Here is a 14,560-nt window from a genome sequence, read left to right as displayed (position 1 = left end):
CATGTTCGCCAAAAAACTGCTGATCACCGTCGCCGCCGCCACCGCGTTTGCCACCGCCTTGCCGCAAGCGCAGGCCATGGGCGCCATCACCGCGCACGAGGGCACGGCCGCCAAGCCCACCATCGTGCTCATACACGGCGCCTTCGCCGATTCCAGCAGCTGGGACGGCGTGGCCCAGCGGCTCACAGCCAAGGGCTATCCGGTGCTCAGCGTGGCCAATCCCCTGCGCGGCGTTGGCAACGACGCGCAGTACGCGGCCAGCGTGCTCGCCGCCGTCAGAGGGCCCGTCGTGCTGGTCGGCCACTCCTACGGCGGCATGGTCATCTCCAAGGCGGCCGAAGGCAATCCGGAAGTGAAAGCGCTAGTCTATGTGGCCGCCTTCGCGCCCGAGCAGGGCGAGACGGTGGCCGGCCTGGCCGGCAAGTTCCCCGGTGGCACGCTTGGTGACGCCCTGGCTGACCCCGTGGCGCTGGCCGACGGCAAGGAGCTCTACATCCGCCAGGACAAATTCCCGCAGCAGTTCGCCGCCGATGTCGCGCCCAAGCAGGCCGCGTTGATGGCCGCCGGCCAGCGTCCCGTGACGGTGGCCGCGCTCAACGAGGCGGCCGACGGCGTCGCGTGGAAGCAGTTGCCGTCCTACTTCGTGTACGGCACGGCCGACAAGAACATCCCGCTCGAAGCGCTGCGCTTCATGGCCAAGCGCGCCCACGCGAAGGACGTGGTCGAAGTGCCGGGGGCCTCCCATGTGGTCATGGTATCGCGCCCGGACGCGGTGACCACACTGATCGAAGAAGCGGCGGGCAACAAGTAATCGTGCCATCGTCCCTTGCCGGCGCAGCATGCGCCTGCCGGCAGGCCACGCGCCCCGCATCGCGCATCCCTCCATCGCTTGTTTTTTGGGAGTCCCACGATGTCTGAAGACAGCACTCTCTTTCGCCGGCGCCGCCGCCTGGCCGTCGCCGCCCTCGCCGCCCTCGCTTCGCTTGGCGCGGGTGCGACGCTGGCCAAGCTGGCCACCGCCGGCACCACCGGAACCGGCAACACGACAGGCAATGCGGCGGGCGGCGCTGCGGGCGACGCGCCGGGCGGCGCCTACCGCAGCGGTCTGCCCCACCTCGGCGCGCTGCCCGCGCTGGATGGCGCGACCACCTGGCTGAATTCCGCGCCGTTGACCACGCAGCAGTTGCGAGGCAAGGTCGTGCTGGTCGATTTCTGGACCTATTCCTGCATCAACTGCATCCGCACCCTGCCGCACGTGCGCGCCTGGGCGCAAAAATACCGCGACCAGGGGCTGGTCGTGATCGGCGTGCACACGCCGGAGTTCAGCTTCGAGCAGGATGCCGCCAACGTCAGCAAGGCGGTTGAGCGCTTCCAGATCGACTACCCGATCGCCGTCGACAGCGAGCGGCGCATCTGGAACGCCTACCGCAACAACGCGTGGCCGGTGTTCTACGTCGCCGACGCGCAAGGACAGGTGCGCGCGCGCCTGGTCGGCGAAGGCACACGCGCAGTTGAGCAGGTCATCCAGATGCTACTGGCCGAGGCGGGACGGCACGATGCGATGGGTCCACTGGCCACGCCGCAGGCCACCGACGAGCAGGCCGCGCCCGACGGCGCGCACCTGGGTTCAGGCGAAACCTATGTCGGCTATGAACAGGCAGCGCATTTCGTCGGGCGCGGCGGCTTGCGGCGGGACGTGGCGCATGACTACACGGCCGGCGCGCCGGGGCTGAACGAATGGAGTTTGACCGGCGACTGGACCGTGGGCGCGGAGCGCGCGCAGCTGAACCGCGCGGGCGGCGGCATCGTCTACCGCTTCAGCGCGCGCGATTTGCATCTGGTGCTGGGACCGGGCGCCGATGGCAAGCCGGTGCGCTTCGTGGTCAGCATCGACGGCCGCGCACCGGGCGCGGACCACGGCACGGATACCGACGCAGCCGGCCATGGCGTCGTCACGGCGACCCGCCTCTACCAGCTGGTGCGCCAGTCCGGTACGGTGCAGCCGCGCACCTTCGAGATCCGCTTCCTCGATCCCGGCGCCGGTGCGTTCGCATTCACGTTTGGCTGATAAGGCAACAGGATGTGCCAACGGTCGCGCGCAGGCGCGCGCGCCGCGCTGCGCAGGGAAGCCCCGGCCGCGCCTTACTTGGCCGGCGCCGGTTTGCGGTACTTGGCCACCAGCGCCACGAAGCGGGGATCGTCGCGCAGCGGGTCCAGGTCGTTGTCCATGTCGAGCTGGTCGAAGTAGCTGAAGCCGGCCGCGAAGCTGGCTTCCAGTTCGCGCAGCGCGTCGTCCATGCGGTGCTGTTTCACGCGCAAGATGGCCGTGTTGTACGCCACCAGCGGCTGCTGCGGCGCGTGGGCGCGGGCGGCCTGCAAGTCCTTCTCGGCCTCGTCCAGGTTGCCCTGTTCGATGTGGCTGATGGCGAGGTTCATCAACTGGTTGACGGTTTTGCTGTCCTTCTGGATCGGCCCCGCCTCAGGTGGCGGCGCCGGGTGATTGGCCGCTTCGTCCGCCGCCGACTGCGTAGCCGGCCCGGACTTGACGTAATACAGCCCCGCCCCGGCCATCAACACCAGCACGGCCGCCGCCGCCGCGACCATGGGCCGGGTCATGCCCGCTTGCCGCGCGCGCGCCAGCTTGCGCGCCTGAACTTGCTCGCCTGCGATAGAACCCGTCCGTTTCACCATCGTTGTCCGCCTTTCCAGTTTTTGCCTATCTTCACAGGTGGGCGGTCCGGCGTCAATCCTTTGCTGCTTCCATCGCCTGCAAGGCTTCCTGCGCGGCGCGGAACGCGTCCACCGCCAGCGGCGCGCCGCAGTAGACGGCCGCGTGCAGCAGCACTTCCTGGATTTCCTTGATGGTGGCGCCGTTGTTGATGGCGCCGCGCACGTGGCCCTTGATCTCGTGCGAGCGGCCCAGTGCCGTCAGCATCGACAGCGTCAGCAGGCTGCGGGTTTTCAGGTCCAGGCCATCGCGGCACCAGACCGTGCCCCAGGCGTTGCGGGTGATGAATTCCTGCAGCGGCAGGGTGAATTCGTCGGCGTTGGCGAACGCGCGCTCGACGAAATCGTCGCCCATCACCTGCTTGCGCTTTTGCAGGCCATCGTTGAATTGCTGGTCCATGTCACACCTCCTTGGAATTGTTGTATTGGTTAATTCGCAGCCAGCGAACCGCATGGCTACTTCCGGCCCGACCAGTAGGCGGGGCGACGCTTTTGATGGGCGATCGCCAGCACCCGCAGTTCATTCTGGACGACCTGATAGATGGCACTGTAGGGAAATCTGCGAAGGAAATATCGGCGCTGGTCGCCGCGAAATACAGCCCCCAGCTGAGGGGAAGATGACACGAGCTTGGCAACCCGCTCAAACTCGTCCACAAACGCGCGCGCCAAGTCTGCATTGACCTGTGCCGCGTAATAAGCGGCGGCGTCCTGCAGCTCCGCGAGCGCCGCAGGAACGATGACCAACTTCACTTCAGTCCTGCACGTACCGACGCCAACGCCTCGGCAAGGGGAATGGCTTGGGTCGCGCCGCTTTCCAGCGTGGCGATGCGGCTTGCCACCTCGGCTGCGAGCGCATCATCCTCGGTGGCATCCGTATCCAGACTGGCGGCAAGCAGTTGCATGAAAGCCTCCCGCTCATCCGGAGTGAGCTTCAACGCCTGCGCCGTCAAGATGTCAAATTGCGATTGCATGCGCCGTCTCCCTGTTCAAGCCCAGACTGTACCGCCAATTGCGGGGGCCAGCAAGCGCCCCACCCCGCTATTGTGCCACCCAGCCGCCATCCATGTTCCAGGCCACGCCGCGCACCTGGCTGGCGGCGTCGCCGCAGAAGAACACGGCCAGCGCGCCCAGTTGCTCCGGCGTGACGAACTGGCCGGACGGCTGCTTTTGCGCCAGCAGCGCCGCGCTGGCCTCCTCCCCGCTGATGCCGCGCTGGGCCGCCAATGCATCCACCTGGTTCTGCACCAGCGGCGTGAGCACCCAGCCGGGGCAGATGGCGTTGCAGGTGATGCCGGTCTGCGCCAGCTCCAGCGCCACCGCCTTGGTCAGTCCCACCACGCCATGCTTGGCGGCCACGTAGGCCGATTTCTGGGCCGAACCCACCAGCCCGTGCACCGAAGCCACATTGATGATGCGGCCCCAGTTGCGCTCCTTCATCGACGGCAGCGCCAAGCGCGTGGTGTGGAAGGCGGAGCTGAGGTTGATTGCGATGATGGCGTCCCACTTCTCGACCGGGAAGGCGTCCACGTCGGCCACGTGCTGGATGCCGGCGTTGTTGACGACGATGTCGATGCGGCCGAAACGCGCCAGCATGGCGGCCATCATCGCCTCGATGTCGGCCGCGCGCGCCATGTCGGCAGGCTGGTACGCGGCCTGCACGCCGTAGCGCTGTTCGATGCCGGCGCGCAGCGCCTCGATCTCCTGCGCGTCGCCGAAGCCATTGAGCACGACGTGCGCGCCGCTGGCGGCCAGCGCCTGCGCGATGCCCAGGCCGATGCCGGAGGTGGAGCCCGTGACGAGGGCGACTTTGTCTTGCAACATGGCGGTGGTCATGGTCAGTAAACTCCGGTGAGCAGGAAGGCGGCGATCACGACGAACACGGCGGCCGTCTTGATCATGGTGATGGCGAAGATGTCGCGGTAGGACACGCGGTGCGTGAGGCCGGTCACGGCCAGCAGCGTAATCACGGCGCCGTTGTGGGGCAAGGTGTCCATGCCGCCGCTGGCCATGGACGCCACGCGGTGCAGCACTTCCATCGGAATGTGGGCGGCTTGCGCGGCCTGGATGAAACTGTCGGCCATGGCGGCCAGCGCGATGCTCATGCCGCCCGACGCGGAACCGGTGATGCCGGCCAGCGCGGTGACGGTGACGGCTTCGTTGATCAGCGGATTGGGCACGCTCTTGAGCGCGTCCGACACCACGAGGAAGCCCGGCAGCGCCGCGATCACCCCGCCGAAACCGTACTCGGACGCGGTGTTCATCGACGCCAGCAGCGCGCCGCTAATGGCAGCGCGCGAGCCGTCGGCCAGGTGGGCGATCACGCGCTTCCACGCGAACGCCAGCACCACCAGGATGCCGGCCAGCAGCGCGCCTTCCACGGCCCAGATGGCGACCAGTTTACTCACGTCCACCACCAGCGGATGGCCGGGCAGGTTGGCCGTGAAGCTGGCGCCGAACACCTTGGGGATGGCCAGCGTGAAGTATTTATTGAGCACGCCCACCAGCACCAGCGGCAACAGCGCCAGCAGCGGATGGGGCAGACGGTCCAGCGCCACCGTGGCCGGTTCATTGTGGTGACCGCTGCCATAGCCTTCGCCGGCGGCGAGGGCCTGGCGGCGGCGCCACGACAAATAGCTCAGGCCCACGATCAGGATGAACACGGAGCCGATCACGCCCAGCCACGGAGCGGCCCAGGTGTCGGTCTTGAAGAAGGTGGTGGGGATGATGTTCTGGATTTGCGGGCTGCCCGGCAGCGAATCCATGGTGAAGGTGAACGCGCCCAAGGCGATGGTGCCGGGGATCAGGCGCTTGGGGATGTCGCTCTGGCGGAACATCTCGGCCGCGAACGGGTAGACGGCGAACACCACCACGAACAACGACACGCCGCCGTAGGTGAGGATGGCGCACACCATGACGATGGACAGCATGGCGCGCTCGCGTCCCAGCACGCGGATCACGGCCGACACAATGGCTTGCGAATAGCCGGACAATTCAATCAGCTTGCCGAACACGGCGCCCAGCATAAACACGGGGAAGTACAGCTTGACGAAGCCGACCATCTTCTCCATGAAGATGCCGCTGAACATGGGCAGCACGTAAGACGGGTCCGTGAACAGCACGGCCAGCAGGGCGCACACGGGTGCGAACAGGATGACGCTGTAGCCGCGATAGGCGACCAGCATCAGCAGGGCCAGGGCGGCCAGGACGATGATGAAGCTCAAGGGTAGTCTCCAGTACAGGTGATTCGTAGGTCGGGTCATGCCGCCGACGGCTCTGCTGGCCGCTGCGGTCGGGCATGCGTGCAGCGGACGATTGCAACGATCGTGCCAAGCACGCCAAGTGCTTGTTTCAAAAGTGAAAGTTGTCGCGACGGGGAGGAAAAGATGCCGCAGAGGTGACATTCATGGCAATTTTGTCTCGTTGACGAGACTAAATCACTGTCGGAGGCAGTGGCATGGGTCTTGTGCGGCGCACAAACCCGCGAGTCTCGCTGGCGAGACTCGCGTCTTGTTGACGAGACTTAGCCGGGTTGTCGTCCGCCCCGGGCCAGCGCCGCCACCCGCTTGTACATGGCCGCGCGCGACAGGCCCAGCAATTTGGCGGCGGCCGGCACGTTGCCACCGGCGGCGGCCAGCGCGTTCTCGACGACGGTGCGGTCGAAATCGGCCAGCGCCTCGGCATAGGGGCGCACGACGGGCGCCGCTGGCGACGCGCCGGGCGCGCCATGGTGCCCGGCCACGGCGCGCGCCGCAGCATCGACACCCACGTCCGCCCCGGCGGCCGCTTCGGCCCCCACCTCGGCGCCCGCTTCCACCGGCAGCATGGCGGCGAAATCCTCCACATCCAGCCGCACCCGGTCGCTCAGGATGCAGGCCCGTTCCAGCACGTTGCGCAGCTCGCGCACATTGCCCGGCCACGGGTAGCGCGCCAGCAGCGCGCAGGCGGCCGGTGTGACGGAACGGCGCCGCATGCCGTTGCGCTCGAAGATCTGCTGCAGCAGCGCGTCGCACAGGGACGCCAGGTCGGCCAGGCGCGCGCGCAGCGGCGGCAACTGGATCGGCAGCACGTTGAGGCGGTAGTACAGGTCGGAGCGGAAGCGGCCCTGCGCCACCAGGGCCGGCAAGTCCACGCTGGTGGCGGCGATCACGCGCACGTCGATCTTGAGCACCTTGTTCGAGCCGAGCAACTCGATCTCCTGCTCCTGCAGCACGCGCAGCAGCTTGCCCTGCACCGGCAGCGGCATGTCGCCGATCTCGTCGAGGAACAAGGTGCCGCCATCGGCCAGCTTGAATTTGCCCTCGCGCGCCTTCTTGTCGGCGCCCGTGTAGGCGCCCGGCGCGACGCCGAAAAATTCCGCCTCCAGCAGCGACTCCGGCACGGCCGCCATGTTCACGCCGATGAACGGCGCGCCGGCGCGGGCCGACATGGCGTGGATGGCGTTGGCCAGGATTTCCTTGCCGGTGCCCGTTTCGCCCAGCAGCAGCACGCTCACGTCCTGCTGCGCGGCGCGCCGGGCCTGACGCTTGATCTCCACCGTGGCCGGCGCCTCGCCCACGAACTGGTCCAGCGTGTACTTGGCGCGCCGGTGCTCGGCCAGGCCGCGCCGGGCCGCGTCCAGCTCCTGCTGCAAGGTGGCGAACTTGGCCACCAGCGGCTTGAGGTGGGCCAGCCGCTCGTACAGCACGAAGCCGACGGCGCCCACCACCTCGCCGTCCGCGTCGCGCAACGGCAGGCGGGTGACGACGAACGATTGCTGGCCGAACTCCATGATGTCGAGCAGGATGGGCTGGGCCGTGCGGATCACTTCGCGCAGCAGGCTGTTGGGGATGACCTGCTCGATGTCGCGCCCCAGCACCTGCTGCGGGTCGCGCAGGCCCAGCATCGACATGTACTTGTCGTCGATCCAGCTGATGCGGCCCTGGCAGTCGACGGCGATGGCACCCTCGTACAGGCTGTCGAACTGGTCGAACAGGGCCCGCATCGCGTGCTGGCGCACGGCGGCGGACGACGCCGGGGTGTGGTAAACGGGCTGGGGCTGGATGGGCATGGGGAACGGTGCTCGTGCTAACTTGGTTCGGTGGCCGGGGATGGCGCCAGGCCCTGGCGCCAGGCGCGCGGACTGCAGCCCGCTTCGGCCTTGAAGGCGTGGCTGAAATTGGCCACGTCGCTGTAGCCGAGGCGGTAGGCGATCTGCGACACCGGTTGCAGCGGGTCGCGCAGCAGCGCGCACGCGCGCTCGTGGCGCACCTGCTTGGCCAGCGCGCGCAGCGACGTGCCCTCCTGCTCCAGCGTGCGCGCCAGCGTGCGCGCGCTGACGTTGAGCAGGGCCGCGAAATCGGCGATGGTGGGCTGGTAACCCTCGGCCGCTTCGAGCATCAACCGCATCCAGCCGCTGCAACCGCCGGCGCGGCCGATGTCGGCCAGCAGGGTGTCCAGGTCGGGCACGTCCTGCATGGCGCCCGGCGCCTCCTGCCAGCGCAGCGGCAGATTGAGGGTAGCGTTCGGCAGCACCACCCGCGCCTGCGGCAGGCTGCCATCGCTGAAGTGGAAACGGGCCGGCTTCAGTTCCGCGTAGCGCCGCACATGGGCCGGCGCGGCGATCGACATATACACGTCGTACGGCGGCAAACGCTGGCCCAGCGTGGCGCGCAGGTAGGGGTGGACGGAGACCACGTACACCTCCATCATCATCACCATGATGTCGGCGGCCATCGGCGCGGCGGGACGGTAGACCAGTTCACCGCGGTCCGCGTAACGCTGGTAGCTGATGGAGAAAATCGGCGACATCAGGCGGAAGTAGCGCATCACCACCCGGAACACCTGCTCCAGCGTGGTGCAGCGGCGCATCAGCGGCACCAGCGGGCCATGGTCCTCCGGCCGCATGGCCAGGCCCAGCGCGAAACCGAGGTCGCTGCGCCCGGTGCGTTGCGACAGCCCGGCCAGCATGCGCTCGAAAGCGGCCATGGTGACCCGGTTGCCCGGCTCGGCCAGCATGGCCACGGTCAGTCCCAGTTCGGCCAGCCGCGCATCCAGCCACGCGCGCTCGGGCGCCGCGAGCAGCGGCAGCAACAGCGTCAGGTAGCGCGACGGCAGGATGGGTTCGTACAACGGCATGGCGGGAATGCGCGTGGCTGAAAATCACAAGTATAGACCGGATCGCGCCGGCCCCGGCAACCCGCCCGCGCCCGCGCCCCGCCCTGCCTCGCCCTGCCCCGCCCTGCCTCGCCGCGCCGCTGCCCGCCTGCCGTGCGTCCCACTCCCGCCTACCGGGACGCGGCGGCGGGCAAATTCCACTTGCGGTCGATGGTGCGCTTGACGCCGTTGGCCACGATGGCGGCGTAGCCGCTGTTGAACAGCGCGCGGGCCCGCTCGCCGTCCGGGTGGGTCAGTGAGAAGCCCAGGTAGGAGCCCTGCGGCGCGGCCTGGAACGCGAACGCCACGCCCTCCACCTGCGCCTCGTACAGCAGCACCTGATCGGTCTTGAGGTCGTCCATCATGGCCAGCACCAGGTCCACCCGTCCGGCCGCCAGCTTCTTCAGGTTGACCACCTCCGAACGGGCCGCCAGCAGCCGCACGCCGCGCTGCTCCAGCCGCATCACCTCGGGCGGATATTCGTAGCCGTTGACGATGGCCACCCGGGTGCCGGGCGCCAGGTCGACCAGCCCGCGCGCGTTGACGGGATGGGCCGTGTTCTGGAAAAAGCGCGGATAGGCGAGGAACAAGGGCACGTCCGCGAAGCGCACCTTGCCGTGCAGCTCGGGCGCGTCGGACATGCTGAAGCAGCCGGCCACCGCCCCCGCCATCACATAGGTCTTGCAGCGCGCGTAGGGCACCACCGTCAACTTCACCTCGGCGTGGGCGGCGGCATAGGCGGCCAGCACCACGTCGTTGGCGTAGCCGGTGCCGTCGCTGTTGGACCAGGGCGCGGCGGCATCCTCCACCATCAGTTCAATGGGCGCGGCGCCGGCCAGGTGGGCCGACAACAGCCAGGGAACGGCCAGCCAACTGGCCAGACGACGGATGACAGGACTGGTGAAACGGGCCATGACCACACTCTCGCACTGCGCTACATTCAATCGGACCGGTACGACGCGGGGAGCGCCGGCGGCGATGCCATCGGCCGATTATAGCGTTGACAACTGCGCCGGACGCAAGCAAATACGCGCCAATCTTGCGCTCGCGGACAATAAAAGCGGCCCCGGTCCACCACCGATGCTAGCGCGCGACCGCACCGGCGACTTGTGCTTTTGCGCCTATCGGCAGCCAGCGATACTTGCGTGCTCAAGTAATGCCCGGCCTGGCGACATGGCTGGAAATCACAAGTATTTCCGCACGGCACGCCACATAATCGCCCCATCCAACCACGAGGTGAGCATGGCCATCCCTGATCTGAACAACAAACACGTGCTGGTAACGGGCGCCGCCACCGGCATCGGCCAGGCGACGGCGCTGGCTTTCGCGCGGCACGGCGCCAGCCTGCTGCTGTCGGACATCAACGCCACCGCGCTGGAGACCACCGCGCAGCAGGTGCGGGCGCTGGGCGCGTGCTGCCGCACTTTCGTCGTCGACGTGACGGACGCCAGCGCCATGGCCCGCTTCGCGGCTGACGTGCATGCGGCCGTGGGGCCGCTCGACGTATTGGTCAACAACGCCGGCATCGCCTACCTGGGCCCGTTCGTGCACACCCCGCTCGACTGGTGGCACAAGGTGGTGCAGGTGAACCTGATGGGCGTGGTGCACGGCTGCCACTTCTTCCTGCCGGCCATGCTGGGCGCGAGCGGCCCGCGCCACGTGGTCAACGTGGCCTCGGCCGCCGCGCTGGCGCCGGCCTGCAACATGAGCGCCTACGCCGCCTCCAAGCACGCCGTGCTGGGGCTGTCGGACAGCCTGGCGCTGGAGCACGCGGCATCCCAGGTGGGCTTTTCCGTGATCTGCCCCGGCGTGATCAACACGCCGATCGCCGCCATGCAGGGCGGGAACGTGGCGCGCGTCATCAGCGCCGGCCAGGTCGAGCGCCTCGGCCAGTACTACCGCGACAAGGGCGCGCCGCCGGACGTGGTGGCCGACGCCATCATCGACGCCGTGCGGCGCGGGAAAAGCATGGCCCTGCCCGGCCCGTACGCGCGCCTGATCTACCACCTGCGCCGCCTCTCGCGCACGGTGCTGATGAAACTGATCCTGATCGATTCGAAAAAGATGGGCTGGCTGTAAGGAGTGCCATAATCCATGCAAACGCACGCGTCTCCAGGAGGTTCCATGCATAACGCAGAACACTTCGTACCGGCCCGCTATTTCGCCCAGCTCATCGACTACCTGGAGGCGCATGGCACACCCTGCCGCGACGCGCTCAGCGCGGCCCAGATCCGCTCCCTCAACGACCTGCAGGCCAAGCTCACGCGCGGCCAGATCGACACCCTCCTGACGGAGGTGGCGCGCCTGACGGGGCGGGGCGACCTCGGTTTCGAACTGGGGCGCCAGATCAAGCTCAATTCGCACGACGTGGTGGGTTATGGCCTGATCAGCAGCGCCACCATCGACCAGGCGCTGCACTTCGCGGCGCGCTACTACCGCCTGATCATGCCGCTGTTCACGCTGCGCTACCAGCGCCGCGAGCACGTGGCCGAAGTGCTGTTCCAGCCCGTGACGGCGCTGGCGCGCGGCACCGTCAACTTCTACCTGGAGATGCTTGCCGTGTCGGCCCACGTGCAGCTGATGGCGCTATGCCAGGGCCGCATCGGCCCCTACGACATCCACCTCGCCATGGCCGAACCGGAGCACGTGCAGCGCTACCGCGGCCTGCAGCCGGCCCGGCTCCACTTCCACGAGGAAGGCGTGCCCACCGTGCGCATCCTCATGCCCACCGATATCCTGGACCAGCCCCTGCCCATGCACGACCAGCGCGCGTTCCGCCAGGCCGAGGCGCGCTGCAAGCAGATGATCCAGGAGTGCCGCACGCCGGGCGAATACCGGGGCTGGATCGAAATGATGCTGCGCGAAGCCCACGACTGCCAGCCCACGCTGGACGACATGGCGCGCCAGCTCAACGTGTCGGCCCGCACCCTGGACCGCTACCTGGAACAGGAAGGGGCCAGCTACCGCGAGCTGGCCACCCGCACCCGCAACGAGCGGGCCAAGCGCCTGCTCGATTGCGGCAAGTACGCCGTGTCCGAGATCGCCTACCAGCTCGGTTATTCGGACGTGGCCAATTTCAGCCGCAGCTTCAAGCGCCTGAACGGCGTGCCGCCCAGCGCCTACCGCCGCTGCGCCACGACCACGGGCGCGGCGCAGGCGCTGGGCGGCTGACGCGCCGGCCCGCATCGCCAGCATCCGCCCGCAATCGCGCAATCGCCAGTAACACCCCAACCGCCATGCCTTTGGAGCTTTACATGAGAATTCCGCCGTCCCCGCTTCCCACCCGCACCTCGCTGTCGCTGGGCCTGATGGCCCTGGGCGGCCTGCTGCCGGCGCACGCCCAGCAAGCGGCCGCGCCCGCGCACACCGGGGCCGGCGCCAGCGCGCCGCGCCCGGCCACGGCGCGGCCGGCCCAGCCGCCCAACATCGTCGTCATCATGCTCGACGATGCCGGCTTCGCCCAGGCCGACACGGTGGGCGGCGAGATCCACACGCCCACCCTGAGCCGCATCGCCCGCACCGGCATCGAATACAACGCCTTCCACACCACGGCCATCAGCTCGGCCACCCGCGCCGCCCTGCTCACGGGCCGCAACCACCACCACGTGGGCAGCGGCACCATCACCGAGGCGGCCACCGACAGCGACGGCTACACCGGCATCATCCCGGCCACCACGGCCACCATCCCGCAAGTGCTGCGCGCGCACCACTACGCCAGCGCCGCCTTCGGCAAATGGCACAACACGCCGGCCCACGAGGCGGGCGCACAGGGTCCGTTCAAGCACTGGCCGACCGGCTATGGCTTCGACCACTTCTACGGCTTCCTGGCCGGCGAATCGGACCAGTACAGCCCCAACCTGGTGAACGACACCACGCTGGTCGAGTCGCCGCACGATCCCAAGTACCACTTCACGGAGGACATCGCGCGCAAGGCGGTCGAGTGGATCGACCAGCAGCACGCCAGCCACCCGGACCAGCCCTTCTTCCTGTACTGGACGCCGGGCGCCGTGCACGCACCGCACCAGGTGTTCCAGCAATGGAGCGACAAGTACAAGGGTAAGTTCGACAGCGGCTGGGACGCCTACCGGGCTCGCGCGTTCGAACGCCAGAAGGCGATCGGCTGGATCCCGGCCAACACGGTCAACACCCCGCGCCCGGCCGAGATGCCGGCCTGGGACAGCCTGAGCGCGGAGGAGCAGAAATTCCAGGCGCGCCTGATGGAAGTGTACGCGGGCTACCTGGAGCACACGGACACGCAGGCCGGCAAGATCGTCGATGAACTGGAGCGCCTGGGCCTGCGCGAGAACACCCTGATCTTCTACATCTTCTCCGACAACGGCGCCTCGTCCGAAGGCATGCAGGGCTCGATCGCCTCGCTCACGGGCCTGAACGGCATCATCACCACGCCGCAGCAGCAGATGCAGGCCCTGAACGACAACTACGGCGGCCTGGCCGCGCTGGGCGGGCCGAAGATCGAAGGCCACTACCACGCCGCCTGGGCCTGGGCCGGCGAAAGCCCGTTCGTCGGCACCAAGCTGGTGGCCGGCTACCTGGGCGGCACGCGCACCCCGATGGCCGTCTCGTGGCCGGCCCGCATCAAGCCCGACACGGCGCTGCGCAGCCAATTCCTGCACGTGGACGACATCGCGCCCACCATCTACGACGTGGCCGGCATCACGCCGCCGGCCGAACTCAATGGCCAGAAGCAAGAGGCGCTGGACGGTATCAGCCTGGCCGACACCTTCGACAACGCCAAGGCGCCCGAGCACAAGCGCCAACAGTATTTCGAGGTGATGGGCAGCCGCGGCGAATATTCCGCCGGCTGGATGGCCTCCGCCATGGGCCCGCGCAAGCCGTGGGTGGCCGACCAGAGTTTCCTCGTGTCGCTGGCCGGCAAGCTGTCGATCATCACCAACACCAGCTGGCTGGGCGACCACTTCGGCTGGCTCAAATGGAAGCCTGAGGATGACCAGTGGGGCCTGTTCAACCTGAACGAGGATTACAGCGAAGCGCACGACCTGGCAGCCCAGTACCCGGAGAAGCTGGCGGAACTCAAGCGCAAGTTCGACGAGGACGCCAGGGCCAACAAGGTGTATCCGATCGGCGCCAGCTTCGACATGATCGTGCGGCCCCGCAAATACGACAACACGGCCCAGTGGCACCTGAACCAGGCCTCGACCCGGATTCCGGAATTCGCCGCGCCCAACATCAAGTCCCACAACAACCGCGTGACGGTGGACGTGGACTTGCCGGAGAACGCCAACGGCGTGCTGTACGCGCTCGGCGGCGCCGGCGGCGGCCTGTCGCTGTACATGAAGGAGGGGGTGCTGACCTATGAATACAACAGCTTCAACCTGGCCCGCACCAAGCTGCGCACACCGGGCAAGCTGGCGGCCGGCCATACCGTGATCACGGTCGACACGAAGATGACGTCGTGGCGCCGCGGCGGCCCGGCCGACCTGACGCTGTCGGTCAATGGCGAAAAGGTGGCCACGGGCACGGCGCCCTACACGGCGGCCCTCGCCTTCAGCGCCGCGGAGACGCTGGACGTGGGCACCGACCGGGGCTCGCCCGTCTCGCTCGACTACTTCGAGCAGGCGCCGTTCACCTTCAAAGGCACAATCAACGACGTGCACATCGAATATCGGCCATGAACCGGTAATATAGCGGGCCGGCGATCCCGGCCCGCCGAGGAAGTTGC

General features: G+C 68.0%; 14 protein-coding genes. 5 read left to right on the top strand and 9 right to left on the bottom strand.

Features of this window, described 5'->3' with window-relative positions; genetic code table 11:
- Position 1 precedes the first annotated feature (1 nt).
- Both H3H37_RS18090 and H3H37_RS18085 read left to right on the top strand, forming a co-directional pair.
- Positions 2 to 811: an alpha/beta fold hydrolase gene (locus tag H3H37_RS18090; RefSeq protein WP_182165046.1), complete on the top strand. Its 810-nt coding sequence runs from the start codon at positions 2 to 4 to the stop codon at positions 809 to 811.
- A gap of 99 nt (positions 812 to 910) precedes the next feature.
- Positions 911 to 2,068 (top strand): thioredoxin family protein, encoded by a 1,158-nt coding sequence (locus H3H37_RS18085; RefSeq protein WP_182165044.1) that lies wholly within the window; start codon positions 911 to 913, stop codon positions 2,066 to 2,068.
- Between the two features lie 74 nt (positions 2,069 to 2,142).
- Here the strand turns inward: H3H37_RS18085 and H3H37_RS18080 are convergent, their stop codons facing one another.
- The 9 genes from H3H37_RS18080 to H3H37_RS18040 form a co-directional block, all read right to left on the bottom strand.
- Positions 2,143 to 2,691, bottom strand: coding sequence for a TPR end-of-group domain-containing protein (locus H3H37_RS18080; protein ID WP_182165042.1), 549 nt, complete (start codon positions 2,689 to 2,691; stop codon positions 2,143 to 2,145).
- A 52-nt stretch (positions 2,692 to 2,743) separates the two neighbouring features.
- On the bottom strand, positions 2,744 to 3,127 hold the full coding sequence (gene pcaC / locus H3H37_RS18075; protein ID WP_182165040.1) for a 4-carboxymuconolactone decarboxylase: 384 nt from the start codon (positions 3,125 to 3,127) through the stop codon (positions 2,744 to 2,746).
- A 56-nt stretch (positions 3,128 to 3,183) separates the two neighbouring features.
- Positions 3,184 to 3,471: a type II toxin-antitoxin system RelE/ParE family toxin gene (locus H3H37_RS18070; RefSeq protein ID WP_220456488.1), complete on the bottom strand. Its 288-nt coding sequence runs from the start codon at positions 3,469 to 3,471 to the stop codon at positions 3,184 to 3,186.
- A 2-nt stretch (positions 3,472 to 3,473) separates the two neighbouring features.
- Entirely contained in the window at positions 3,474 to 3,698 is a 225-nt protein-coding gene (locus H3H37_RS18065; protein ID WP_182165036.1) for an addiction module protein, read from the bottom strand.
- 67 nt (positions 3,699 to 3,765) lie between these two features.
- Positions 3,766 to 4,560, bottom strand: a complete 795-nt coding sequence (locus H3H37_RS18060) for a 3-hydroxybutyrate dehydrogenase (protein WP_311197543.1) — start codon at positions 4,558 to 4,560, stop codon at positions 3,766 to 3,768.
- Between the two features lie 2 nt (positions 4,561 to 4,562).
- Positions 4,563 to 5,948: a GntP family permease gene (locus tag H3H37_RS18055; protein ID WP_182165034.1), complete on the bottom strand. Its 1,386-nt coding sequence runs from the start codon at positions 5,946 to 5,948 to the stop codon at positions 4,563 to 4,565.
- Between the two features lie 299 nt (positions 5,949 to 6,247).
- Complete coding sequence (locus tag H3H37_RS18050) at positions 6,248 to 7,774, bottom strand: sigma-54 interaction domain-containing protein (protein ID WP_182165032.1); 1,527 nt, start codon at positions 7,772 to 7,774, stop codon at positions 6,248 to 6,250.
- Between the two features lie 17 nt (positions 7,775 to 7,791).
- Complete coding sequence (locus H3H37_RS18045; RefSeq protein WP_182165030.1) at positions 7,792 to 8,841, bottom strand: helix-turn-helix domain-containing protein; 1,050 nt, start codon at positions 8,839 to 8,841, stop codon at positions 7,792 to 7,794.
- Positions 8,842 to 8,990: 149 nt separating this feature from the next.
- Positions 8,991 to 9,773: a substrate-binding periplasmic protein gene (locus H3H37_RS18040; protein ID WP_182165028.1), complete on the bottom strand. Its 783-nt coding sequence runs from the start codon at positions 9,771 to 9,773 to the stop codon at positions 8,991 to 8,993.
- A 328-nt stretch (positions 9,774 to 10,101) separates the two neighbouring features.
- Here H3H37_RS18040 and H3H37_RS18035 point away from each other — a divergent pair, with 328 nt between their 5' ends.
- From H3H37_RS18035 to H3H37_RS18025, 3 genes are all read left to right on the top strand, one after another.
- Positions 10,102 to 10,938 (top strand): SDR family NAD(P)-dependent oxidoreductase, encoded by an 837-nt coding sequence (locus H3H37_RS18035; RefSeq protein WP_182165026.1) that lies wholly within the window; start codon positions 10,102 to 10,104, stop codon positions 10,936 to 10,938.
- 45 nt (positions 10,939 to 10,983) lie between these two features.
- Positions 10,984 to 12,030 carry a helix-turn-helix domain-containing protein gene (locus H3H37_RS18030; protein WP_182165024.1) on the top strand — a complete coding sequence of 349 codons (1,047 nt, stop codon included), beginning with the start codon at positions 10,984 to 10,986 and terminating at the stop codon, positions 12,028 to 12,030.
- Between the two features lie 83 nt (positions 12,031 to 12,113).
- Complete coding sequence (locus tag H3H37_RS18025) at positions 12,114 to 14,513, top strand: sulfatase family protein (protein WP_182165022.1); 2,400 nt, start codon at positions 12,114 to 12,116, stop codon at positions 14,511 to 14,513.
- The last annotated feature ends 47 nt before the right edge of the window (positions 14,514 to 14,560 follow it).

The organism is Rugamonas brunnea (genome assembly GCF_014042345.1).
Taxonomy (GTDB): Bacteria; Pseudomonadota; Gammaproteobacteria; order Burkholderiales; family Burkholderiaceae_D; genus Rugamonas; species Rugamonas brunnea.
Note: the sequence above shows the minus strand (reverse complement) of the source record. Positions and strands in the feature narration are given on the sequence as shown.